The organism is Paraneptunicella aestuarii (genome assembly GCF_019900845.1).
Taxonomy (GTDB): Bacteria; Pseudomonadota; Gammaproteobacteria; order Enterobacterales; family Alteromonadaceae; genus Paraneptunicella; species Paraneptunicella aestuarii.
The window spans coordinates 1,232,935-1,258,527 of the sequence record NZ_CP074570.1 but is presented as its reverse complement, the minus strand read 5'-3'; the positions used below and the strand labels follow the sequence as shown (position 1 = coordinate 1,258,527).

General features: G+C 44.0%; 23 protein-coding genes. 8 read left to right on the top strand and 15 right to left on the bottom strand.

All coding sequences use genetic code 11. From position 1 onward, the window contains the following. Positions 1–951 carry a 1-aminocyclopropane-1-carboxylate deaminase/D-cysteine desulfhydrase gene (locus KIH87_RS05240; protein WP_232360487.1) on the top strand — a complete coding sequence of 317 codons (951 nt, stop codon included), beginning with the start codon at positions 1–3 and terminating at the stop codon, positions 949–951. 40 nt (positions 952–991) lie between these two features. Here the strand turns inward: KIH87_RS05240 and ppgK are convergent, their stop codons facing one another. Then, positions 992–1,747, bottom strand: coding sequence for a polyphosphate--glucose phosphotransferase (gene ppgK, locus KIH87_RS05235; protein WP_232360486.1), 756 nt, complete (start codon positions 1,745–1,747; stop codon positions 992–994). A gap of 180 nt (positions 1,748–1,927) precedes the next feature. Between ppgK and KIH87_RS05230 the strand changes: the two genes are divergently transcribed. Then, the gene (locus tag KIH87_RS05230) at positions 1,928–2,179 is read left to right on the top strand and encodes a hypothetical protein (RefSeq protein WP_232360485.1); all 252 of its coding nucleotides are present in this window, start codon (positions 1,928–1,930) and stop codon (positions 2,177–2,179) included. 62 nt (positions 2,180–2,241) lie between these two features. Here KIH87_RS05230 and KIH87_RS05225 read toward each other — a convergent pair whose 3' ends face one another. The 7 genes from KIH87_RS05225 to KIH87_RS05195 all read right to left on the bottom strand — a co-directional run bounded on the left by KIH87_RS05225 (position 2,242) and on the right by KIH87_RS05195 (position 10,745). Continuing rightward, positions 2,242–2,727 (bottom strand): DUF192 domain-containing protein, encoded by a 486-nt coding sequence (locus tag KIH87_RS05225; RefSeq protein WP_232360484.1) that lies wholly within the window; start codon positions 2,725–2,727, stop codon positions 2,242–2,244. A gap of 41 nt (positions 2,728–2,768) precedes the next feature. Then, a complete protein-coding gene (locus KIH87_RS05220; RefSeq protein WP_232360483.1) occupies positions 2,769–3,230 on the bottom strand; it encodes a hypothetical protein in 462 nt (153 codons plus the stop codon). Between the two features lie 24 nt (positions 3,231–3,254). Beyond that, positions 3,255–6,416, bottom strand: a complete 3,162-nt coding sequence (locus KIH87_RS05215; protein WP_232360482.1) for an efflux RND transporter permease subunit — start codon at positions 6,414–6,416, stop codon at positions 3,255–3,257. 2 nt (positions 6,417–6,418) lie between these two features. Continuing rightward, the gene (locus tag KIH87_RS05210; protein WP_232360481.1) at positions 6,419–7,573 is read right to left on the bottom strand and encodes an efflux RND transporter periplasmic adaptor subunit; all 1,155 of its coding nucleotides are present in this window, start codon (positions 7,571–7,573) and stop codon (positions 6,419–6,421) included. A 349-nt stretch (positions 7,574–7,922) separates the two neighbouring features. Then, entirely contained in the window at positions 7,923–9,278 is a 1,356-nt protein-coding gene (locus KIH87_RS05205; protein WP_232360480.1) for a GGDEF domain-containing protein, read from the bottom strand. 199 nt (positions 9,279–9,477) lie between these two features. Then, positions 9,478–10,488, bottom strand: a complete 1,011-nt coding sequence (locus KIH87_RS05200) for a 2-dehydropantoate 2-reductase (RefSeq protein ID WP_232360479.1) — start codon at positions 10,486–10,488, stop codon at positions 9,478–9,480. 17 nt (positions 10,489–10,505) lie between these two features. After that, positions 10,506–10,745 carry a RebB family R body protein gene (locus tag KIH87_RS05195; RefSeq protein WP_232360478.1) on the bottom strand — a complete coding sequence of 80 codons (240 nt, stop codon included), beginning with the start codon at positions 10,743–10,745 and terminating at the stop codon, positions 10,506–10,508. A gap of 365 nt (positions 10,746–11,110) precedes the next feature. On the opposite strand from KIH87_RS05195, the gene rsgA reads away from it, so the two are divergent. Then, positions 11,111–12,145: a ribosome small subunit-dependent GTPase A gene (rsgA, locus tag KIH87_RS05190; protein WP_232360477.1), complete on the top strand. Its 1,035-nt coding sequence runs from the start codon at positions 11,111–11,113 to the stop codon at positions 12,143–12,145. Between the two features lie 122 nt (positions 12,146–12,267). On the opposite strand, the gene KIH87_RS05185 is transcribed toward rsgA, so the two are convergent. The 3 genes from KIH87_RS05185 to acnB form a co-directional block, all read right to left on the bottom strand. Continuing rightward, positions 12,268–13,848: a methyl-accepting chemotaxis protein gene (locus KIH87_RS05185; protein ID WP_232360476.1), complete on the bottom strand. Its 1,581-nt coding sequence runs from the start codon at positions 13,846–13,848 to the stop codon at positions 12,268–12,270. A gap of 294 nt (positions 13,849–14,142) precedes the next feature. Beyond that, on the bottom strand, positions 14,143–14,352 hold the full coding sequence (locus KIH87_RS05180; RefSeq protein ID WP_232360475.1) for a cold-shock protein: 210 nt from the start codon (positions 14,350–14,352) through the stop codon (positions 14,143–14,145). Positions 14,353–14,722: 370 nt separating this feature from the next. Next, positions 14,723–17,335, bottom strand: a complete 2,613-nt coding sequence (acnB, locus tag KIH87_RS05175; protein ID WP_232360474.1) for a bifunctional aconitate hydratase 2/2-methylisocitrate dehydratase — start codon at positions 17,333–17,335, stop codon at positions 14,723–14,725. Between the two features lie 513 nt (positions 17,336–17,848). Here acnB and KIH87_RS05170 point away from each other — a divergent pair. The 4 genes from KIH87_RS05170 to KIH87_RS05155 all read left to right on the top strand — a co-directional run bounded on the left by KIH87_RS05170 (position 17,849) and on the right by KIH87_RS05155 (position 21,703). Further along, entirely contained in the window at positions 17,849–18,220 is a 372-nt protein-coding gene (locus tag KIH87_RS05170; RefSeq protein WP_232360473.1) for a YbaN family protein, read from the top strand. 194 nt (positions 18,221–18,414) lie between these two features. Next, on the top strand, positions 18,415–19,194 hold the full coding sequence (locus KIH87_RS05165; RefSeq protein WP_232360472.1) for a hypothetical protein: 780 nt from the start codon (positions 18,415–18,417) through the stop codon (positions 19,192–19,194). A 120-nt stretch (positions 19,195–19,314) separates the two neighbouring features. Next, positions 19,315–20,802 (top strand): WS/DGAT/MGAT family O-acyltransferase, encoded by a 1,488-nt coding sequence (locus KIH87_RS05160; protein ID WP_232360471.1) that lies wholly within the window; start codon positions 19,315–19,317, stop codon positions 20,800–20,802. Next, positions 20,789–21,703: an alpha/beta fold hydrolase gene (locus KIH87_RS05155; protein ID WP_232360470.1), complete on the top strand. Its 915-nt coding sequence runs from the start codon at positions 20,789–20,791 to the stop codon at positions 21,701–21,703. The genes KIH87_RS05160 and KIH87_RS05155 overlap by 14 nt, the downstream gene beginning before the upstream one ends. A gap of 38 nt (positions 21,704–21,741) precedes the next feature. Here KIH87_RS05155 and KIH87_RS05150 read toward each other — a convergent pair whose 3' ends face one another. Both KIH87_RS05150 and KIH87_RS05145 read right to left on the bottom strand, forming a co-directional pair. Next, positions 21,742–22,257, bottom strand: a complete 516-nt coding sequence (locus KIH87_RS05150; RefSeq protein ID WP_232360469.1) for a hypothetical protein — start codon at positions 22,255–22,257, stop codon at positions 21,742–21,744. A gap of 104 nt (positions 22,258–22,361) precedes the next feature. Then, entirely contained in the window at positions 22,362–22,652 is a 291-nt protein-coding gene (locus KIH87_RS05145) for a hypothetical protein (RefSeq protein WP_232360468.1), read from the bottom strand. Between the two features lie 238 nt (positions 22,653–22,890). Between KIH87_RS05145 and KIH87_RS05140 the strand changes: the two genes are divergently transcribed. Beyond that, positions 22,891–23,220 (top strand): RNA recognition motif domain-containing protein, encoded by a 330-nt coding sequence (locus KIH87_RS05140; RefSeq protein ID WP_232360467.1) that lies wholly within the window; start codon positions 22,891–22,893, stop codon positions 23,218–23,220. A gap of 171 nt (positions 23,221–23,391) precedes the next feature. Here the strand turns inward: KIH87_RS05140 and KIH87_RS05135 are convergent, their stop codons facing one another. Then, positions 23,392–24,114 carry a YebC/PmpR family DNA-binding transcriptional regulator gene (locus KIH87_RS05135; protein ID WP_232360466.1) on the bottom strand — a complete coding sequence of 241 codons (723 nt, stop codon included), beginning with the start codon at positions 24,112–24,114 and terminating at the stop codon, positions 23,392–23,394. Positions 24,115–24,330: 216 nt separating this feature from the next. After that, positions 24,331–25,461, bottom strand: coding sequence for a beta-ketoacyl-ACP synthase III (locus KIH87_RS05130; RefSeq protein ID WP_232360465.1), 1,131 nt, complete (start codon positions 25,459–25,461; stop codon positions 24,331–24,333). Positions 25,462–25,593 lie beyond the last annotated feature (132 nt).

The following is a 25,593-nucleotide window of genomic DNA, read 5'->3' as shown; positions in this document are numbered from 1 at the left end:
ATGCAAGATATTGATAACCTTGTAAATCGCCTGTCTCTAAGATTACCGTCTCCCATTCAACAGTTACCTGTGGATTGGTGCCCAGAAGGCAATTTGTCGGTTTACGTGAAACGCGATGATCTTATTCACCCCATAATCTCAGGCAATAAATGGCGCAAGCTGCAAGGACACCTGACACGCTCACCCCAGCTTTCCAAACAAGCACTTCCCAGGCAAATCGTCAGCTTTGGCGGCGGTTATTCCAATCACTTACATTCACTAGGGTACTGTTGTCAGCAACTGAATATTAAGCTTCACGCCATTGTCCGTGGCAACTATCAACTCAATCCCACGCCCATGCTACAAGATATTGAAAACTGGGGGGCGAATATTCACTATGTCACCAAGATGGAATACCAACAACGTCATGACAATGTTTACCTGGAACAACTGTCACAAACATATCCCGAAGCGCTAATCATTCCCGAAGGTGGCTCTGACGAACAGGCACTGGAAGGGGTTGCGAATATCATTGCTGAACTGAGTTCTGAACCAAACTATCAGTTCGACTACATATTATGCCCCGTCGCCAGCGGCGGCACGCTGGCAGGGTTGAATCAGGCAATTTATGACACAAAACTCAGTACCAAGCTTATTGGTATTGCGGTACTCAAAGGGGCGGTATTAGAAGGAGAAGACTATCTTGAAGAATTAGTCGAAAAGCTGCAATCGCCCAATGTTCCGAAAGCGACAATATTGCATGACTATCATTGCGGCGGTTATGCAAAAGCCCCGGATTATCTGAAAGACTTCTGCTCACAATTCAACGCACAATACGGCATTCCCGTAGAGCCCGTGTACAGTGGCAAGCTGTTTTATGCTTTAAAACAGCTTATTGAAAGCGGCTATTTTCCAGCACAAAGCCGTATTCTGATACTACACACAGGCGGGCTACAAGGAGCCCGAGTTTAATTTCCAGCTATTCACGATTGTGAACGAAGCATGGCTTCGGCTAATTCGAGCGTCGCTCTAGTTCACTGGCAGCATAAATAGCAGCGCCGATAATCCCGGCCTCATTTAACAGGCTCGCGGCGACATAAGGCGTGTTGATGTTTAAAAACTCCTGAAACTTGTCCAGCTTCTTACTGCCACCGCCGCCAAAAATAAACAAATCAGGCCAGAATAAGGCTTCCATGTTCTGCAAATAATCATTGAAGCGCCCCGCCCACTTTTTCCAGGGCAGCTCTTTTCTTTTACGAGTCGCATCCGACGCCCAATGCTCGCCTTCCTTACCATTGGGAAGATAGACATGTCCCAACTCGGTATTCGGCAACAACGTACCATTGGTATAAATCGCCGTGCCTAACCCAGTGCCGATAGTGATAAAAATCACCGTCCCTTGCTTGCCTTTACCACTGCCTTGAGTAAATTCCGCCATGCCAGCAGCATCGGCATCGTTAACACAATACACTTCACAGCCTGTCACTGATTTAAACAAGGCTTCGATATCCGTACCAATAAATGCCTTGTCCAGATTCGCAGCCGTCTTGGCAACACCGTGAACAATCGCCGCCGGAAAACCACATCCAATCGGCCCTTGCCACTGAAAATGCTTAACCAGTGCAGCAATGGTTTCAGCAACTGCTTGTGGAGTCGCTGGTTGCGGGGTATCAATACGATGACGTTCTGTCACCATTTCCCCAGTCAAAGTATCCACTACAGCGGCTTTTATCCCTGACCCGCCAACATCTACACCTAATACTTTCATAGTCTTAATATAACCGTTTTTGATGATGCTAAGACTAATGGCAAGGAGGTAGAAAAAGCAACCTGCGGAGTGTCATAAAGCTAAATTAAATTGCAGATCAGTAAAAGTTTGCAGCTTATAGTAATAAGCTTGTATAACTACTTGATGTTAATACAAAGATCCTTAAAAAAAGCGAGTCAGATGAGCAACGATAATCTTGCTGAAACACAATATTTACTGGAAAAAGTTGGAGGCTCCATTACAGGAAAAAACTGGCTTGGAAGAAAAGCCGACTCTGGCGCAGCTCAAATTGATGCATTACTACTTATCGGAGCGACAAGAGAACAACTTGAGCAATGTAGGGGAGCTGTAGATGAACACATACGTTTTCTTAAGAATAAGTGTGGTCTTGAAGTCGAAACTATTAACGGGATTTATCGTTTCAAGCGCTAAACCAATATTTAGATCTAAATATCAACGAAAAAACAAACTATATAAATTCGCGGCTAACTCTATCATTGGGCAGCATTACTTACCCTTAATACCATCTTATCCCCCACATTGATCCCATTAGCTTTAAACCATCCAAGGTTCATTTCCAGTGCGTAGAGCACTTTGCCTTTTGATGGAATGGATGTGGTGTCCAGGGGCTTCATGGATTCGATATTAACGATAATGCCGTCGCGATTGATAAAGGCCACATCGAGAGGGATGTAGGTATCTTTCATCCACATGGAGACTTGTCTTGAATTGCCAAAATTGAACAACATGCCACATTGCTCGCAAAGGGATTTTCGATCTTGCAAGCCTTGTGCTCTTAGCTCCCAGGTATCGGCGTATTCGACTTGTAATTGCTTGTTTTTTAAATCAATAGTGATCGTTGAGAATTGCTTGGTCATCCCGAGCATGTCGGCATTGGCAACAGAGAAAAAGAAAGCAAAAACGGTAGCCAATAAATAAACAAAAACCGTATTAAAGGAGGAAGAAACTGGAGCTTTCATGGCATTCATTCAACATCGAAAATAGAGCGGAAATATAGGGGTTAGTATAACCGTATTTTCTGCGGATCATATTGCAAAATCAGGCTGTCGCCGTAAGCAATATCAGGAACAGGTTCACAGATAATTTCCAGCACCTGCTCAGAATGAAAGTGCTGGGTTTTAGTTTCAGGATGCGGGTAGTAAATCCAGGCGTTATAGTCTTTTTCCTGAAAGCGAATAACACATTGAGCAAACCAGAAAGTTTCCGGGTTAAAACCTTCAATCCATTGAACTTGCTCAAATTTATAATCTGGTACTAACCATTCAAAGCGATAAGGTTTAATCGACAAATTCAGTGTCGCAGCACGGTAATGGCTTAAATCCAAACCGAGTGCTTTGAAATGAGGGATTTGCAATTCGATACTCCCCGCAGGATAGGGGCTATTGGAGGCAAGCCCCGAGGCAATCTGATGCCCCGGGATCAACTCCGCAGTGACCTGTTTAATGGAAACGACAGTGTTCAATGCTTTGCCTCCAATAAACCTATATTAATCCACAGAAGATTCTAACGGCGTGGTCTGTGGCTTATCTTGCTCTTCATGCTTTCCTCTTAATTTCTTGAATCGAGCTGAAATTGCCGAAGAAACGCGACCTAAATCTTCTAACACCAGATATAAACAAGGAACGAGTAACAAGGTAATCAGGGTGGCAAAAGCCACAGCAAACGACAACGAAATCGCCATAGGAATAACGAATCTGGCCTGTAGACTGGTCTCAAACATAATGGGAACCAAGCCGAAGAATGTTGTTAGCGAAGTCAGCAAAATCGCCCGGAATCTGGCTTTTCCTGCATTAACCACTGAATCAATAATGCTATGGCCTTCGGCTCTGAGCTGATTCACGTAATCGGTTAATACCAAACTATCGTTAACCACCACCCCGGCGGCGGCAATAATGCCGAACATAGACATCATGCTGATATCATAGCCAAGGAAGAAATGCCCCCATACCGCGCCTGTTAGTCCAAAGGGGATCACCGACATAATAATGAAAGGTTGCGCGTAGCTTTTCAATGGAATCGCCAGCAAGAAATACACCGCAAGTAATCCAGCCACAGCAAACTTTGCCATTTCCAATTGCTGCTCTTGCTGTTCTTGTACTTGCCCACCCAGCTTGGATTTTACCGTAGGGTAGACCTTAATAACGTCAGGCAAAATCTCATTTTTAACCTTCTCAACGGCTTCGCCCGGCGTAATGATCTTTTCATCAATAGAAGCGTATACGCGCACTGTGCGGAAGCCTTCATCACGACGGATATAGCTTAAACCCGGCTGCTCGTATAGCTCAGCGATATCCCCCAACATCACTTCATTACCTTGAGGTGTTGCGACTCGGGTTTGTTTCAATGATGCGATTTGCTCACGAGTGTAACGCGGGTAACGCACCATCACTTTGATTTCATCGCCGTCGCGCAATACACGCTGTACTTCGCCACCATAAAAACTCAAGCCAACCTGGCTGGCAACATCGGCGGGTGTTAAGCCCAACTGATAAGCCACTGGTTTTAACTGCAATTGAATTTCCTTATTAGCAGCATCAATACTTGAACCGACATCGGACAAACCTTCAACCTGATTCAAGCGATTCATCAACATGCGACCAGCGGCGTTTAGCTCATCCAGATCCTTACCGTAAATGCGATAACTCAACTCACCTTCGTCACCCGCTTCAATGACTTCGTCCTGAATAGTGATTTTCTTCAAACCGGGAATAGGGGGAATCGCTTCTCGCCAGCGACGCGCCAACTCAAAGGTATCGAATGGACGGGACTCTTCATCCACCAGCGGCGCAACAATTCGCCCTGCATTCGCGCTTCGCGCATAAGCCATGATATGCGCCACCATGGGCGAACCAGTATCAGCGATAACACTTTTATCTACATCACGGATCATTTGCTCCAAAGTGCGAATGGCATCCATGGTCTGCTGCTCAGACACATTCTCATTCATCTCGATACTGATAGATGGGAAATCATGAGGAATACTGGGCATAGGCACAAAACGCACAATGCCGGTTTTTAGCATGGTCGCAGTGATAATCAGCAAAGCAACAAAACAAGCAAAGGTAATGTAGCGATATTCAACACAGCGCTTCAAAAACGGCTGATACATATCTTCAACAAAATGCTGAAAACCGCGATTAAAGCTATGACGCCAGCTGTTTTCAGTGATGTTACGGAATTTGCTCTCGGCCAAATGCGCCGGCAGTATCAATTTGGATTCCACCAAGCTGAAAAACAGGCACAAAATAACCACGCCAGCAATTGAAATAAAGCCGCCCGACTCAACCCCTTTGGAGAACATGAAAGGCATAAATACCGCAATAGTCGTTAGCACCCCAAAGGTCGCCGGCAAGGCAACACGCTTAGCACCACGAATGACATTCTCAACACTGTGCCCTCGTTTCTCTATTTCTGTAGAGGCACTTTCCCCTATGACGATAGCGTCATCCACCACTATCCCCAGCACCATGATAAAGGCAAACAAAGACGTGATGTTGATGCTAATGCCCAACAAAGGCATCATCAAAATCGCCCCCAGAAAGGTCAGTGGTAAACCAACCATTACCCACAACGCCAACTTGAAGCGCAAGAACAAGGCTAGCATAACAAACACCAGTACAGCCCCTTGAGCAAGATTACGCAACATCATGTCGAGGCGACCATTCAGGTAGTAGGTCATATCCACCAGAATTTCCATGTTGTAACCTTCAGGCAAGGTTTTCTGTTTCGCTTCCATATACTTGCGCACACTGTCAGATACAATCGGCATGGATTGGTCTTTGGTCGCTAACACATTCACTATAGTGGCTTCCCGACCGTTATAACGCATGTAATGAATACGCTCTTCAAAGCCATCTTTAATCTTGGCGATGTCGCCCAATAGCACCTGTTCGCCGTTATCTCCGGTCACGATAGGAATGGCGTAAAACTCCGCGCCTGTATAAGCTTGCTGCTCGGAACGAATGGCAATGATCCCGGATTGAGTATCGATAGTCCCTGCAGACTGATTGCGAGAATATTTGCGAATAGTTTCTGTTACCTGTGCCAACGTCAGGCCATATTGACGCAGGGTTTCAGGCAATATCTCAATGGAGATTTCGTTCTCTGGCATGCTATCGAAGTTCACTAACGTCACGTTATCTAACTGCAATAGTTCGTCTTCAACCTGCTTACCAAACTCTTTCAATTTGAGTGGATCATCTGGCCCGGTTAAGACCAGCTCAATCACGGTTTGAGTAAATTCTCGTTTGTAGATAATGGGCGGTTCCATGCCATTAGGAAATGTCGCTATACTGTCGATTCGTAATTTTACCTGATCCAGTACATCACTCAGATCTTCACCGACATCAATCTCTAAACTAATGCTGCCGCTACCACGACTCACACGAGTCACCATCTTGTCGATACCCGTCACATCCTGTAATGATTCTTCCATTTTAATCATGACGCTTTCTTCCATTTCCTGTGGATCTGCGCCCGGATAAATAGCTCGAATATTGATGTAGTTAATTTCTGTGGTAGCAAACATTTGGCGCTGAATACTGAAGTACGTCATCATCCCCATAACGATAATGACAAACATCAATAAATTAGCGGCAACCGGATTCCGTGCAAAATAGGCGATTAAGCCACGATCTGTATCCAACATGACTAATTCACCTGCGCAACTGTGTCATTGCCCTCAGAAGGCGTCACTTTCATTCCCTCTCTGGGAAATTCAGGGGCATGAGTAACCAAACGTTCTCCCGCCTTTAACCCTGCGCCTATTAGTAAACGCTCACCTTCTTCTCTCAGGATGGTGACATCACGCTCAAACAATTGATTGCTCTCGTCCAGTAGCCAGACTCGTTTATTTGTTACGGCTTCCTGAGCAATAACCACCACATTGTCTAATACCGCACCAGGGATAGTGACTTTGACATAGCTACCAAATTTCACAGGCGTCACCTGATTTCTCAGGCCATAAGGATCGTCCAGCACAGCGATTAAACTGCTCATACGGGTTTTGCTATTGATTAATCCTGCATCCCGATCGATATTTACCGATCGAGTCACCCCGCTTCCACCAACAACTTCCAACTCGGCCTTGAAGGTATCGGTAATATGAGGCAAAAAGGGCATATCAAAACCCGCGATAGGCAAGGTAATCTCGGCACTTTCTACGTTGTAGACTTCACCAAGCACACTGCCCTGATTCACTACTTGACCCAAGCCAATGTTACGAGACACAACCAAAGCATCATAAGGCGCTTTCACCTTGCAACGTTCAAGATTTCTCTGCGCTCGGGCAAGTGCTGCTTCGGCCGATTTGACACGCGCTTTAGCGCTTAGCACTTGCGGTTTGCGCAGCGCCAGAGCGGTAATTTTATCTTTGGAAACAGTAGACCATTCTTCTTTGGCCACTTCTGCTGCGGCAATTTCTTGCTCCAAATTAGACTGCGCAGCAGCAAGGTTGGATTCGGCATCACTTAATGCGGCGCGATAATCGGCATCGTCAATATTGACCAGTACATCGCCTTGTTTGACTAACCCACCCAATTTAAAGGCTTCGTGAATGGCTACCACTTCTCCGGTAACAAAGCTGGATAGTTGTGTCATTTCCTTGGGACGTAACTCACCCCAGGCATCAATATTCACTTGATATTGTTCAGGCACGACAGTTGCCACATTCACCAATGGCGGAGAAGGCGGAGCCTTCTCTTCACTATCCTTATTAGCAGTTGCAGAGACCATGCCTGCCGCCGCCATCACACCCAAGAACAATATGGCGAATGGCACCCCAATTTTGATCAATTTTTCTTTCATGCCCGACTCAATTCCATTAAAAATTACTTACTACCGTTGCCAACCGTTCCTTTTCCAGAAATCTGTTTATTTAAGTTGGCTTAACCACATCGCACTTCTGGTTATAGACTTATCTACCCATTCGCGCCAAGTTGTGACAAGAACTTGTCAAATTGGCACTAAAATAAGGCCAAAATCACCAAGATCCAAGATTATATCAGCAGGATGTATAGAACTTTTTAAAATTGTAAATAAGTGAGAAATAAAATAAATACAGGAGAGGATAAGTCAAATAACCACCTATTAATGACTCTCTACCAACATAGAAAGTCATAAAGAAAAACGAACCGGGTTCAAGCTATCGAATGACTCAGGCCGCAACCGTCATATTTTTACCGTTATTCTTGGCTCGGTACAAATTCATATCAGCTTCGTTGATAGTATGTTGATAATCGGGATGACCATCATACACAGCGACACCAATACTGACAGTCACTCGCAACGATTTATGTTCCGATATGCAAGTAATATGAGACTCGATACATTGCCTAATCTGTTCTGCTTTTTGCAACACACCTTGCTTGTCTACCGCACTGAGCAAAACCAGAATTTCTTCGCCACCATAACGGAAGCAAAAATCGGTTGGTCGTACATTATGTAATATATTGCTCGACACATCGCGCAACACCCTGTCACCTACCTGATGCCCGTAGGTATCATTGACCAGTTTAAAATTGTCGATGTCGATCATCAGCAAGCCAAATCGTTCTTTTTGCTTTTCACATAGCGCAATTTCACGTTTGAATATGCCATCAACAAATCGACGACTAAGTAGCTGAGTCAGCGGATCTTTCGAATTGGTTTCCTTGCTGTTTTTGTCGGAAACCTGTTCCAACAACCAACATACCTCGTTCACCTTAACGTTCAGGCCATTGATGACAACACCAGCCTGTTCATTACACTGACATTCCTCCATGACAAATCTGGCTTGCACATAACCGTTGATATCATCCAATAGCGCGCCTATCTGTTCCAGCTCAGGCGAATCGGGGAAGTAAAGGCCAGCCTTATGCACAAACCACAAACCACAATTGGTATGTCGAACATCAGCAATGGCTCTCATAGCAGAGATATTCCCGGAAGCGTAAAAGGTAATAATCTCACGACTCCAGGCAATCATTTCAGAGCGAATACGCTCACACTCAAGAGACAAATCAGAAGAAGCCATTTTTAAACGCAGTGCTTGGGCATTACGTTCATCAACCATAGAACGGTTAACATAGCTTTGATTAATCACCGACAGGCAGGCATCAAGTAGCTTGTTGATGTATACAACGCCTTCGGCGTGGTACTTGTTGTCCGCAGAATTGAGATATAGTTGAAAACTGTAATCCTTCACAATTTGCATACCATAATCAACCAGTTCCATTGGCACACCGATTCGAGCGTGGATAGTACCAATGTCATTATGGAGTTGATAAAACCCTTCCTTATCAAAATCCTTCTTTAAGCTAAAGATAGTTTCTGCCCATCGGGTAAAAGAGAACTTAAGTTGCTTCTCGACTTTCTCGTTATCCAGAAAAAAGGAAGATTCAGCCTCATGACTTAGTTCACGATAGAAAGTAGCAGCGATTGACTCGGCTTTGGGCTTTAAAATATCAGAAACGTAGTTGACGATATGTTCCCCAAACGCTTCATTCAATTTTTCAATAGATTTGGCTGGCATAGGATATCTGTCCAATTGTCTTGATATAGACTATAAGATTCACAATGCTTTTTGCATATTATTCAATAGTCTAACTTCATCACTATGCTCTTGAACGCAAAGCATATTGGTAAACCCCACATTGGTAGCTCCCATACTAAGCTTTTGGCAAGCCAGATAAATCAAATAATATGCATAAATAATGAGAGCTTGATTGAAATCAAACTAATGCTTTTTGTAACTCACGAGCACTGAAGTTTGTTCTAGAATTACGTGATGAGCTGCATAATGAGCTTTGCTTTAAGAGGCTTGTTATCTTTCGATTGACTGGCGCATCCATACCTACAGATTCCGCCATTGTTACAACGGCACCATTTAAGAAATCAATTTCAGTCTCGCGTCCCGCCTGCAAATCTTCCCACATGGAAGAACGCGCTTTGGGGTCAATCGCCAACATTTTTTGCGCAATAATGCGAAATAGAAAATCAGGGAGTTTTAAAATTTTAGGGATGATATGAGGCTTCACCGCCGTAAGTTGAGCCAGCTTAATATTTCGGGCTTTGCATACCGCGAGTAATTCTTCCTGACACCTTGCCAATACCAAGCGATATCCACGTTGTGATAACTCGGTTTTTAAGGGTAAATCCGACAATGCATTAATCGCATTATTAAGGTTTAACAACAATTTACCCCAGATAATGGCTGGCATATCCGGTTCCAGCTCACAAGGTAAACCATACGACAAATAAGCCTGCTGAATCGGATTCATCTCGGGAATATCAGGAAAATGCAACGCTCCTTCTGTCGCACGATGAAAACAGGCATGTTCGCCCTGTACAACATTAAAAGGCACAATGCCACAATACACTCGGCACTGAGTAGCTTGCTCCATAACCACTTGTTCTGAACCAACGCCGTTTTGCAAACACACCACAATACATCCTGGCTTGCAATGTTCAGCCAAGACCTCAGCAGCCTCTTTCATTGCTGTGCATTTTAGTGTCACTAACACAATATCCGCCGACTGAAGAATGGCGCTATTGGTTTGATAAGGTACAGAAGAAATAAATTCATCTCGCCCTTCATAATCCGATATGTGAACCCCGCCCTGTTGGTTAACCGCATCGCTCAATCGTTGACGCCCCAACAACTGCACATCAACACCTTGTTTAAATAACACTGCCCCAATGTAACAACCGATTGAACCGGCGCCATAAATAACAACTTTCAACGTAAAATATCCGACATTTATTTATTCTGCGAAAACAACTTGGTGACACCCAATGTGGTAGCAGCTTGATAGGATGTATTAGCTTGTTGCTGAGCATAAACAGTATTCGCTGCCGCCATCGCCACGGCATTCCCTATTTGCTGATACAAACTTCCAATAGCTATAGCTGGCGAGTCACCAAGTACCTTAACGTTAGCGCTAGTAACAGCGTCAATAACCGCACCATTGACTGAGGTTGGTTGAGATGAGCCCGTCATCGCCTTCTCCATCCAAATATAAACATCTGTAAGAGTAATGGGATTATTAGAGACTGTCGATATTTCAGCTATATCCAATCATTGAATGGGTTTTATAACCTGATTTAAAAGACTTTCTCATAGCCATATTTGGGTTTACACTTCTGGCTGTTAAACATTACTTATTGACGGAGGATAGACATGATTGCAAGCAACTTCTTCCGGGCGACAACACGTTAATAAGCGAAACCTTCGCTTTTCAGCCCGGCTTTTAGCCGGGGCTAATTGTGCCTGTTTTTACTGAAACAACGTTATTAAAAACATAAAAGCACACAGCCCCGTATGTTGTAAGACTTACATATGACGTAATAACGTCAGGGCTTATCATGTTTAATCCATCATTATTATCTCGTTACGGCTGGAAACCCTTTTTCCAACAACAACTGTCTTTACAGGAATTTGAGTCCTGCCAAATCGCCAGAGTGTCTTCGGTGCATCAAGGGCATATTGAATGCCTGAACGAAACGGGCTATTTCACTCTGCCATTACTTGCTTCCTCTCCCAGGCTTGCCACTGGAGACTGGATCCTGATAGATGAAAAACAGCATATTAGTCGCTGTCTGGAACGATTCTCACAAATCGCCAGAAAGTCCGCTGGAAGCCAGTTAGAAACGCAACTTATGGTCTCGAACGTGGATACCGCATTTATTGTGTGTTCATTAAATGATGACTTTAGTTTGAATCGTATTGAGCGTTATCTGGCGCTATGCAAGGAAACAGACATTACTCCTGTTGTCGTGCTCACCAAACAGGACTTATGCGCAGATTGGGAAACGCAAGTAGAGCAAGTACAACAGCTTGATGCTCAGCTTGCAGTGTTTGCTGTTAACGCTCTCGACGCAGGTTCGCTAAGGCCACTGAAAAGTTTTTGTGGCAAAGGCAATACACTTTGTTTTCTCGGTTCATCAGGCGTAGGTAAATCCACCTTGGTAAATAGCTTGTCTGACAAGAGTGAACAAGCTACAGGCAACATTCGAGAATCTGACAGCAAAGGCCGTCATACAACCACTCAGCGCCATATAATCCCTTTGGAAGATGGCGGAGTGCTTATCGATACCCCTGGAATGCGCGAACTACAAATCGTAAATTGCGAGGAAGGGATAAAGCACACCTTTACCGATATTGAATCCTTGGCACAGCAGTGCAAATTTAACGATTGCCGACACAGCAATGAACCGGGCTGTGCAGTTCTACGTGCCGTTGAAGCTGGTGAACTGGATAGAAGAAGGTTGGAAAACTATCAAAAATTGCTAAGGGAAGAGGCATACAACAGCGCTTCCATTGCAGAAAAAAGAGAGAAAGAAAGACAATTTGGAAAACTATGCAAAACCGTTATGAAATTCAAAAATAACGACAAATAAGATCCATTCGGGGGCAGGCGTTGTTCGTTAAATCAAATACAAACAACGTCCTGTTTCTCAAATAACGGAAACTCTAAATAACCCCATCTATGGGGTTAAATAACCAGTTGAGGTTAAGAGCTCTAATGCAATTGTTGATTATCCCAGAATTGAGAAGTTAGCTGATCCAGTCTTTCTGTAATGGTCACAGTGTTTTCACTGACCTTTCGACTCAAGTTTGCGGCACGCATGTTTACCTCAGATTGCGTCTTGATGTCTTCAACACAACGACTCATGTTACCAGCCACGGTTGATTGCTCACGTACCTCTGACGATATCTGCTCACTCAGATGGGAAATATCTGTGATCGAATGCAGAATGTCAGCCAGATTAGAGGCCGTTTGCTGGCTTTTCTCAACGCTCTCTTGTGCCATGGTTTCTCCCTTATCCATAACATTGACAGCTTCTGCCACGCCAATCTGTAACTTTTCAATAACCTGTCGAATTTCGCCCGTTGACTCCTGTGTACGGCTGGCAAGTGATCGAACTTCATCAGCAACAACAGCAAAACCACGTCCGAGTTCTCCGGCTCTAGCCGCCTCTATAGCCGCATTTAAAGCAAGAAGATTGGTTTGATCCGCGATTCCGATAATAACATCGAGTATTTTAGCAATATCTTCACTACTTCTTGAAACCCCACTGACAACCTGTGCTGCACGGTTAATTTGCCCACGCAATTCACTCACTGACACGGCATTAGCGTCAACAACTTCCCTACCTGAAGAAGCTCTCGCCAAGGCCTCTTCTGCTGCCACAGATGTTGCCTGGGTGCTGTTGGCTACATTGGAGATACTTTGATTTATCCCCTCAACAGCCAGCGACATTTTTTCAGTCTGTTTAAACTGCATATTAATGCCGGATTCTGATTCAGAAACGGCTTTACTAAGATTGTTAGCACTTTCAGACAGTTTCACTGACATATCATTAATACGTCCAATAAGCGCCGCATTTTCCGATTCCAACCGTTTCAACGCTAATAAAATAGAACCGCCATCATCAGCTCTTCCGGTGTAGACATAGCGGGCAACAGTATCATTAGTAATTTCTTTCGCCTTACTAATCGCTTTTTCAAAAGGCTGATACGCATAGTTAATGGCAAACAGAGATGACACAGCAGCAACAATGACTGCACCAATAATCGTCGAGGCACTATCCCAAACAAAGAACGCAATTAGAGGCAGTAAATAAGGTAATATCACCGAAAGTAACAACAAGGTCTTCACTGACACAGAATCTTTGATTTGACGTATCGGTTTGCCTTCGTTGATTGACTTGTAGACCTTCTCTGCACGTTCTACATACTCAGCTTTCGCTTTACGTCTAACCGATTGGTATTCTTCAACTTTACCCTTCGTTTTAATTGGTGTTGCATAAGCGTCAACCCAATAATGATCGCCATTTTTACACCTGTTTTTAACGATACCCATCCAGGAATTATCACTACGTAATGTTTCCCAGAACATTTTAAACACAGGTGGAGGCATTTCAGGGTGGCGTACTATATGGTGATTCTGCCCGAGCAGCTCTTGCTCAGTGAAACCACTCACATCAATAAAATCCTTATTAATATAAGTGATATGGCCTTTTAAATTAGTCGTAGAAAGAATGTTCGCGCGTTCTGAAAATTTGCGTTCAACATTAGTAATAGGTAAGTTTTTCTTCATGATTAATCAAACACTTATTTCAAGAAACGTTTAAGATTAGCTTTTCATCTCACATGCTACTTATCAATAGAACTTTTGTATAACGCCATTGAAAAAATCATCATTCGGCAAGATTGCAGCTCAGGAATAACAGTAAGTATAGAAGTTTATTTTTTACTTTTGTTAATTATGATTAGTGTCGTGTCTTATCAGACGGGGAAGGATTTCACATTCAATACCTGAAAGTCAGGTTTCAGAAAAAAATAAGGCAGGCTAAAAAGCCTGCCTTATCGAAGATGTGAGCATCGAGTTATATTATAGAACTACGATGTTGTCAGCTTGAGGGCCTTTTTGGCCTTGAGTAATAGAAAACTCAACTTTTTGGCCTTCAGCTAAAGTCTTGAAGCCGTCGCTTGAAATTGCACGGAAATGTGCAAATACGTCTGGACCAGACTGTTGTGCAATAAAACCAAAACCTTTAGTTTCGTCGAACCACTTAACGGTTCCTTGAACTCTTTCAGACATAAATGTCTCCTGAATGTATCATTAAATATGTGCCTATAAAGGCGGGACTTGCTCGGAAATGTAGGCTCAAACTTAAACTTCAGGACGAGGTATTACAAAAACAACAGTAGTACAACGGTGAAATATTACGTGTAAATCAAGACTTTCTTTCTAGCGACGCTAATTATACACATAGAATTATGCATAGGCCACTCAAAATATTTTCCTCTTCTCCATAAAATAATTTTCTGATGAATTTCGCCTAAACAAGCCCCCCAAATAAGCAGCCCAAAAGCCCAACCAACAAATAGAAAAAGGGCGTCTGTTCTATAAAGAAAGACGCCCTTCTTAAATCGCTCAGCCAGCCCAAAGCCAACTGATTAAGCAAATATTACTCTACGTTCAAAGTAGGAATAATGTTAGCTTTCGCTGCTTCTTCCGCCTTCTTGAAGTCAGGCATTTGGTCGAAGTTCAGGTACTTGAATACTTCACCGCTCATGGAATCGATCTTGTTGGCATATTCCATGTACTCGGCAGCCGTTGGCAATTTACCCAAAATCGCACCTACTGATGCCAGTTCCGCAGAAGTCAGGTACACATTGGCACCATCGCCCAAACGGTTAGGGAAGTTACGAGTAGAAGTAGAAAGTACCGTTGAACCCGCAGCAACACGAGCCTGGTTACCCATACACAATGAACATCCAGGCATTTCAGTACGAACACCCGCACGACCGTAAATGTTAAAGTAACCTTCTTCCATCAACTGTGCCTGATCCATTTTGGTTGGAGGAGACATCCACAAACGAGTGTTTAACGGCTTATTGTTTGCTTCCAACAACTTACCCGCAGCACGGAAGTGACCGATGTTAGTCATACAAGAACCGATGAATACTTCATCAACCTTGTCACCAGCAACGTCAGACAATGTTTTCGCATCATCAGGGTCATTAGGGCAACATACGATTGGCTCTTTAATCTCGTTAAGGTCGATTTCGATCACTTCTTCGTATTCTGCATCAGCATCAGCTTGCATCAACTCAGGATTCGCCAACCATGCTTCCATCTTCTTGGCGCGACGCTCAAGAGTACGTGGGTCGCCATAACCTTCGTTGATCATCCAGCGCAACATGGTGATGTTAGAACGCAAATATTCAGAGATAGATTCTTCTGACAGCTTGATAGTACAGCCAGCAGCAGAACGCTCCGCAGATGCGTCAGACAATTCAAATGCTTGCTCAACAGTCAGGTTTTCCAAACCTTCAATTTCAAGGATACGACCAGAGAAAGCATTCTTCTTGCCTTTCTTCTCAACCGTCAACAAACCTTTCTTGATAGCATACAAAGGAATCGCATGTACCAAATCACGCAAAGTGATACCAGGCTGCATTTCACCTTTAAAGCGCACCAAAATGGATTCAGGCATATCCAATGGCATAACGCCAGTCGCAGCGGCAAAAGCAACCAAGCCAGAACCCGCAGGGAATGAAATACCCAATGGGAAACGTGTATGAGAGTCACCACCTGTACCAACAGTATCTGGCAACAACATACGATTCAACCAGCTATGAATGATACCGTCACCAGGACGCAACGACACTCCACCACGAGTCATAATAAAATCAGGTAAGGTGTGTTGAGTCTCAATATCAACCGGCTTGGGATAAGCGGCTGTATGGCAGAATGACTGCATGGTCAAATCCGCAGAGAAGCCCAAACACGCCAAATCTTTCAACTCGTCACGAGTCATTGGGCCAGTGGTATCCTGAGAACCCACAGTGGTCATCTTGGGTTCGCAATAAGTACCAGGGCGGATACCTTCAACGCCACAGGCTTTACCCACCATTTTCTGAGCAAGGGTGAAACCTTTGCCAGAATCTTCTGGTTGTACTGGCTTACGGAACAAATCAGAAGTTCCAAGACCCAAAGCGGTACGCGCTTTGTCAGTCAAACCACGACCGATGATCAGGTTAATACGGCCACCAGCACGCACTTCGTCAAGAATAACGTCAGACTTATAGCTGTATTCAGCCAATACAGCGCCAGTGTCAGCGTTAGTGATTTTGCCTTCCAATGGGAAGATCTCAATCACATCGCCCATGTTCATTTGCTCTACATCGGCTTCAAATACCAAAGCGCCCGCATCTTCCATTGTGTTGAAGAAGATAGGTGCAACTTTGCCGCCGATACAGATACCGCCACCACGCTTGTTAGGAACGCCCGGCAAATCGTCGCCGAAGAACCACAACACAGAGTTAGTCGCTGATTTACGAGAAGAACCCGTACCTACAACGTCACCCACGAATGCAACAGGATGGCCTTTTGCTTTCACTTCTTCGATTTGAGCTAGAGGACCCACTTCACCATGAGTTTCAGGCGTCAAACCGTCACGAGTCATCTTGTACATTGCACGAGCATGTAGCGGGATGTCAGGGCGAGACCATGCATCAGGAGCAGGAGACAAATCGTCAGTGTTGGTTTCGCCTGTCACTTTAAATACAGTGGCAGTAATCTTTTCAGGGATTTCAGGACGGCTAGTGAACCACTCGCCGTCTGCCCATGATTCGATAACGTCTTTCGCGTAGCTGTTGCCCGCTTTCATTTTATCTTCAACATCATGGAAAGAATCGAACATCAACAGAGTGTGTTTCAACTCTTCTGCTGCCAATTCAGCCAAATCGGCATCATCAAGCAATTCGATCAAAGTGGCGATGTTGTAGCCACCGTGCATATTACCCAGAAGCTGAACCGCAGCTTCTTTAGAAACAACTGGAGACGTCGCTTCACCTTTGGTGATTGCAGTCAAAAATCCAGCTTTTACATAAGCGGCTTCGTCTACGCCCGGAGGTACACGGTCAGACAATAATTCCAACAGAAAATCTTCTTCGCCTGCTGGTGGAGCTTTCAGCAACTCAACCAGATCAGCAACCTGTTCTGCGCTGAGTGGCTTGGGCGGGATCCCCTCCGCAGCACGCTCTTCTACGTGTTTACGATAAGCTTCTAACACTGCAATGTTCCTCTTGGTTAATCGGTGCATAACCATCTGTTATGCGGATCTAGAAATTTTAGGGTGCGAAGTATAAGGAAAACCCAGGCAAATTAAAATTGGCATCGGCTTTCATTTCGTTATAGCGACCATAAAAAGTGTTTATAGGAATAGGAAATTCCATTCAATTTTTTTATACCGCGCTCTAAAGAACGTCAATAACTGAAATTTTATCAACATAACTCAACATGTTTGATGCTATTCGCTGCAAATTTCAATATCGTGACCGCTGCGCAAGCCATCAATAAACACTGTATCTGTATTTTTACACTTGCTTATAACGCAGGTTTTCAAACTTCAGTGAGTCAAGGGTAAAATCAATTCCAGCCTGAAGATTCACCTTTCCTTAACTTACGCTACAATTAAGTTAGCACATTGCTGAAAATTGTCCGTGTAACCGATTTACCCATCATCAGAAGTGATTGTCATTTAGGGTAAAAGAGTGAATGAAGTTGCTTATAAGAAGGAAATTATATGTATTTACTTAGTGCTATGGGGTTCTTGCTACTCTCCATTGGATTTCTTGGCATTTTCCTGCCGGTACTGCCTACTACACCATTTGTACTATTAGCTGCGGGTTGTTTTGCCAAGTCTTCACCACGTTTGCATCAATGGTTACACAACACGCAGCTCTTTGGTTCCATGCTAAAGCGTTGGGAACAAAATCGCTGTGTCTCTCCCAAAACCAAAATAACCGCTATCTCCATGATTGTGTTATTTGGCGGTAGCTCTCTGGCCTTTGCCGTTCCAGCAGGTTGGCCGCAATTCGGAACCGCTTTATTGCTGCTGATTGGATTGGTTTCTGTAGCGCGATTAAAAACCTGTTCTGAATGTATGCAAGAATAATAAGGAATTCATTCGGTTAAATGCATACACACCTTAATTGGCAAGGGTTTTCCATTCTTTCCTTTTGACTAATTATTATGAATACGTATGCGTTTCATTGTCAGCGCAACTTCCGTGCGATAAAAAGCTAGGCAATCAGGGGGCATTGACTGCCCTCGTCCCTACTTTTCGCAATCAGGAAGTTGGTTAACGCTATGATTCAACACAATTTGCAGGACAACCGTTTTACTCAAATTGTTCAGCGGTTTGCCGAATTACCCCAAGCCTTGAAGCTATATTCCCCAGCCTTGATTTCATCTCCTGCAAAACAGGACGAAATTATGGTGCTGCACGGCATCGTTGCCGCAGACAAAAAGTATTCGCTGCTTGATAATTTGTCCTGGTTAAGTGAAGTTCAACATATCGCCTATTCTTACCGCCGTAACCAAAATGGCCATAGGCTATTGTTTTCCGATGGTATTTTCTGCGAGCTTTATCTGCATGGAGACGAACAACTACAACCGGGCCCAGCCCCCAACCATTTTCCAGTGGTCTGGCAAAATGAAGAGTATTCTTCAACTAACATGCCGTTTTTCGACCAGAACTGCGAAACCTCAGCGCCAGCGCCTTTAGTTGGGGAATTGCTCACCAATATTATTATTGGTTTACGCCGTTTTGCTCGCGGTGAGAAGTACCTCGCCTTTACCAACATCCAGCAAAATGCGCTGCAACATTTGCTGTCTTTAATTCAGTTGTGGCAGCAAGAGAAAGCAAGTTCAGAAGAACTTCGCCAACAAAAGCTGTCGTTGAAAAATATTGAGTCACGCTACCCTGATCTGGCGACACAGCTCCCAACCTTCTGTGCGGGTTATGAAAACAGTCCTGATTCAGCCATCGCGATGCTCACTTATCTGGAAGGTTATCTCCCCATCAACCACTTCGTTAAAGATCAAATACTTAATTTGGCCAATGGTTGTATTAAATCAGGGCTTTAAATCAAGGACTTAGATCAAGAGCGTATAAATCAGAATAATTTGCGCAACCTTATTGAGTATCAGAATCAAGCGTCCTAGTATAAAGAACTTCACTATTACCTGAACTAGAGGCATTTGTAGATGCAAGCGTTATCAGGGTTAGACGCATCTTTTCTATTTCTGGAAACCAACAAGGTTCCCATGCATATCGGCAGTGTGGCAATAATCGAAGGCACCCTGCAGTTTGAAGAATTCAAATCCTTTATTGAAGAACGCATCCATCTGGTTGAACGGCTAACACAAAAGCTGGCATTTTCGCCCTTAAATATCGACCGGCCTTACTGGGTCAACGATGCGGATTTTGATATTAACTTTCATCTGCATCGCACGGCATTGCCTAATCCCGGCGGGTGGAAAGAACTACGCTATTTAGCCTCACATATGTTTTCCCAGCACCTGAATCAGGATCGTCCTTTATGGCATTTTACCTTCGTTGAAGGCATTGATGATATTACCCAGGTTCCCAAAGGTTCAGTGGCACTGATCAGCCGTGTTCACCATGCTGCTTTCGATGGCAAATCGGGGGAAGCCATGATGAGTATGTTGTATGACTTGTCGCCAAAACCAAGAAAAGTCAAAGCGCCAAATCCATCAGCACAGCAATATGAAGAAGAGATGCCCAGCACCTTGAATCTGCTGACCAAGAGCGCGCTAAACCTGATGAGCCGCAGTACCAAACTGCCAGGCTTATTGTGGGATACGGGTAAAGCCACGCTTAAAACCGGGTATTTATCAAAAGTCTATGGCATTGATATGCCAACCTTACCATTTAGTGCGCCACGCACTCGTTTTAATCAAGCGGTTAGTGCTGAACGCACCTGGAACAGCGCCATTCTGGATTTACAACGAGTCAAACACATCCGTAAAGCTGTGCCCGACACAACGCTTAATGATGTGGTCTTAAGCATTATTGCTGGTGCAGTACGCAAATACTTGCAAGAAAAAGATGAGCTCCCCAAGGAGTCACTGGTTGCGATGGTTCCTATTTCAACTCGCGGCAGTGAAGACAAACAGAGCATGGGAAATCAAATATCAGCCATGTTCGTACAACTCGCTACTGATGTTGATGCGCCATTGGAACGCCTCGCCAGAATTCATCTAAACAGCATTATTGGTAAGCTGTATCAGGACGCCATTGATGCCAAAAGCTTGGTGGAATATGCCGAGCTCATCCCTTTTGGCTTAGCGGGTGTGGCAGCACGCATGTACAGCCGAGCGAATATCAGTGAAAAGCATAAGCCAATTTTCAATATGGTGATCACCAATGTCCCCGGGCCTCAAGTGCCACTATATATGGCTGGGCATAAGCTACACGTTAACATGGGTACAGCGCCCATTATTGACGGCATGGCCTTGATGATCCCGGTACTGAGTTACAATGGCACGCTGTCTATCAGCCCGACATCCGCCACCAATATCATGTCCGATATGGATAAATTCACCCGCTATATTCGGGAATCGGCTAATGAACTGGAAGCGGCGGCACTAAGCAAATTACATGAAAAAGGACGACAGAAGAGCATCGCTGAAGACTTGTCAGAACATCTGCCCATAAATGATGATGAGTGATGTAATCTACCACCCGGAACAACGTTTTCAATGTAACGGATTGCACATTGCCGCCGACAGTTTTGGCGACAAGCGCAACCCGCCAGTATTGCTGATCATGGGGCTGGCGACTCAATTAGTGCATTGGGATGAAGCTTTTTGTCGCAAGCTTGCCGCGCAAGGATATTGGGTGATCCGCTTCGACAATAGAGATATTGGTCGTAGCGATTATCTGCACAGTAAACCGACTCCTGGTTTACTGAATATGGCAACCCACCATTACTTTAAAGCACCAATCAACGCACCATATCTACTGGATGATATGGCAAATGATGCCGTTGCTTTGCTAGATAGCCTAAATATTCCGGCGGCTCATATCATTGGAGTATCAATGGGTGGAATGATTGCGCAAATCATGGCAATTCAGCATCCCGATCGCGTGTTGTCCCTCACCTCAATCATGTCATCTCCCGGTGACAAAAAGCTGATGAAACCAAAATTAAAAGTGGCATTCACAGTTTTGAGGCCTAGGTCAAAAAGTCAAGAACAATACATTAAGCAAGCATTAGCGATGTGGAAGGTTCTACATGGCAAGCACTTTCCCTTCGAAGAAGAGCGCATGCGCAATATGATTTTAACGGCTCTACAACGAGGCGTTAGCGCATCGGGAATAATGCGTCAACTTGGCGCGATAATGGTAGCTCCCGACAGAACACCTCAATTACAACAATTAGACATTCCCAGCCTTGTTGTTCACGGTGATGCCGACCCACTGGTTCCTGTGATTAACGGCATTAAAACCGCAGAAGCCATCCCGGATTCAGAGCTTAAGATTATTAAAGGCATGGGACATACCATTCCCGTAAGCATTTGGGACGAATTGATTGATAGTTTTAACGCAGTAGCCCGTAAATCCAGCTAACGCTCTAACGATTTAACCCCATATATGGGGTTATTTATCTAACTGACGGCGAGCGCTTCCCAACTCCAATCCACTTTAGGCAACCCCATAATCCGAGCGAATTCCTGCAAATCCACTTTACCCATCGCTTTAGCAACCGTCTTGAATTGAGATCGCGCTTTTACCGCTTTGGTTTGCAGCAAATCCAGGCGCTTGTCGGCCTTGCTATCGAACTCATTAGCCTGCAACTGTTTAATTTTTGCACTGGCAGAATAAAAGTCCAACACATACTGCATCAATTTAATCTGAACACCTAACATACGCTTGCTACTGATATGATCACAGGTGCCCGATGCCGCGACAATTTCTGAAAACTCATGCTCATTCATTGAATTAGCCAAAGCCAGCAAACTTTGACACTCTTCTAAATATTGAACTAATAGCTTTTGATATTCGGAAGAAATCTGTTTAGCTTCCCGGTGCTCAATGTCCTGCAAATCCTGATTCAGGATATCTAGATTAATTAATGTCCGGGTAAAGGTTTGCATAAAGTCCTGAGATGATTGCAGTGCCAAAGGGAATGAAGGTTAGTTGTCCCGTGGACATAAAACAAGGGAAAACAGGTATGAAAAGTCGTCACAAATTATTGCATATGGTGATATTCAAACGGTTATGTCAGCTAAAAGTTAACGTCGTAAGCCTGTTCAGCGGGCGAAAAAAACAAAGCCTTATAACGGTTTCCTGCCTGGTTACGATAACCCGCTAATTGCCCAACAAACGTATTACTGGAACCCGTTGTGGTACTGCTTCCAGCATAGGCTCCCATAAAAACATTTGAACCTCCCGAAAGAGCGCTGTTTGGTGTAAATTCACCAACGACCGTACCATTACCACACATCGACGGACAGGTTTGAGCAAATGAAGTCTGGTTAAGGATTGTAAATATCAAAACTGTAATTAACTTTTTCATAAATACCTCATATGTTTTTCACGTTTTTCATCATACACTCACTGCTAACTTCGGCGTTAACCTATAGTATTTTAGACTTAAAGCCCAAATAAGTTGCCTTGGTTACAATTTGACACATGGAATGATTATTCAATGTCAGTTAGACATATCGAAAAATTGCCAGGCACATATGTTCAACGTTACGCATTAGAAGAAACCAGTGTTATAGTGACGCGAGATTTTATTTATTGGATAAATAATGAGCATATTAATTCGAAATCTACCCAGAACGATAACCGAAAATGAATTGAGGGTACTATTTCAAGCCTTTGGTGACGTAGCGTCATGCACATTGGTACTTGATAAGGAAACAGGAGGGTCAAAAGGATTTGGGTTTGTCGAAATGTCACATAATGATGATGTTAATGTAGCAATTGAAGCGTTAAATGGGAGTGTTGTGTCTGGCAACAAGATCCGGGTTAAATGGTCTAACCAAGAGTCGTTTAATCAGCCACAGGCGCACAGAGTATCAATTGACGGTCAGAATGTGTGGGGCAACACCATAAAGAAAATGGATGAGGAAGAATAACCCAAAGCATGATGCTTAACGAACAGCATTCTGGCTCAGGCAAGAGGTGTTTGGTTAATCACAGAATTTTCACGGATTTATCAAGCCTCATTCCACCATTAATATATTAGGACGTGTTGCTCTTTGGTGAGCAACAGCCCCTAATAATATTACTCTGGCATGACTTGGGTATTACTCAGGAACAACCGCGTTATGATAAACGTTTTGTACGTCGTCGCAGTCTTCCAACATAGTCATGAACTTCTCGAACATGGGCATATCTTCTTCGGTAAGGTCGATGTGGGTTTGAGGTACGAAAGTGATTTCTTCCACTTCAAACTTAATGCCTTCAAACGCATCAGTTAATGCGTTTTTAACCTTGTAAAACTCTGTATGAGGAGCAAACACAGTAACAAGACCGTCTTCCACTTCCACGTCTGTTACATCAACATCCGCTTCCATCAATGCTTCCAATACTGAATCTTCATCATCACCAGCAAATGCAAATACGGCTTGATGATCAAACATGTGAGAAACCGCGCCCGGCGCACCAATTTTAGAGTTGGTTTTGGTGAAGCAGTTACGTACATCGGTAATAGTACGGTTGTTGTTGTCAGTTAAGCAATCAACGATCACCATGCAGTTACCCGGGCCAAAGCCCTCATAACGAGCTGTTGAGAAATCTTCGCCTGCACCGCCTTCCGCCTTCTCAATGGCTTTTTCGATAACGTGACTGGGAACCTGATCTTTCTTGGCTTTATCCATCAAACGACGTAAGGACAAGTTGGTATCAGGGTCTGCACCACCATTTTTGGCACAAACATAAATCTCTTTTCCGTACTTGGAATACACTTTGGTTTTGACAGCAGCGGTTTTTGCCATCGCAACCTTGCGCACTTCAAAACTTCTACCCATAGGTTTTGCTCTTTAAAATTGGTTCTGAAAAAAATTGTGTGAGATTCTAACGGCTAGCTTGAGAGGATGCAAAATTACACAAACATTTTGTGTTAGAACTGAACATTTTTTAGACACAAGGCTTCGTCATATAAACAAAAACGAGAACCTAAGTTCCCGTTTCAACGTTTTTGTCATTAGCTCTTATCAAAAGCCCTTGCCAAAAAATAGAATGAGCTATTCATTAATAATCTTCTTCAATAGCAAACTGGCAATAGAGTAACCAGCGCCGAATGAGCTAAGCAGCCCCAAGTCACCGTCTTCCAAATCATAGTGATACAAATTAAATGCGATCAATGATCCGGCAGACGCGGTATTGGCGTAGGTATCCAAAATCACAGGCGCTTCATTCAAGCCAGGATCGCGCCCTAGTAGCTTTTTAGCCACAAAGGAATTCATATTGCTATTGGCCTGATGCAACCACCAACGTTTAATATCGGTGGGTTGCATTTGAAACTTGCCAATATGGTCGCTGATATGATCAACCACCATAGGGCATAGCTCTTTAAATACCTTGCGCCCTTCCTGATGAAACAGCTTGTCTTCACCAAAAGGATCAACGCTATTGGCACGGCTCATGTAGCTGAAATTACTACGAATATTACTGGAAAATAAAGTTTCAGAAGCCGTGCTTAGCACTTCGTACATCACACGGGTTTTCACCGTATCAATGGATTCCACAATGGTCGCAACGGCAACATCACCAAAGATAAAATGGCTGTCGCGGCTACGATAATTAATTTGAGGCGTGACCAATTCCGGGTTAATAACCATTACCCTTTTGGCACTACCGGCTTTAACCATGTCATGGGCATTACGCAAGCCAAAGGTTGCCGCAGAGCACGCCCCCAACATATCGTAAGCAACGCCTTTAATACCCAGTTCCTGTTGCACTTCAATGGCAATAGCAGGATAAGCGCGCTGTGTATAGGCACAAGCCACAATGATGGCGTCAATATCAGACGCTTCCAAATGAGCGGAAGCCAAGGCTTTCTTCGCTGCGTAAACAGCAATTTCCGCCTGATTAGACAATTCATCTTCACCCCGTTCTTCGATGATGGGGCACATTCTATCGATATCCAGTACCCCTTCTCGGGTGTACACAAATCGACTCTTAATACCTGATGCTTTCTGAATAAACTCGGCACTCGAATGAGGTTTGGCTTCTACCTCTCCCGCTTCAATGGCAGCCGCATTTTCATTGTTAAACTTATCTGCATAGGCATTATAACAATCAACTAATTCTTCATTACTAATGCTGTGTTCCGGCGTCCATAGTCCTGAACCACTTATCACAACTCGGGTCATTCTAAATTCCAAACAAAAAATAAAATAGCGATAACGGGGTTAACTAGCAGAGAACCCGAAGGGAAATCTTCAGCATAAAATCGGTTGCCAATTGTTCATCACTTTACGCTCATCGCCCTGCCTTTAAACAGC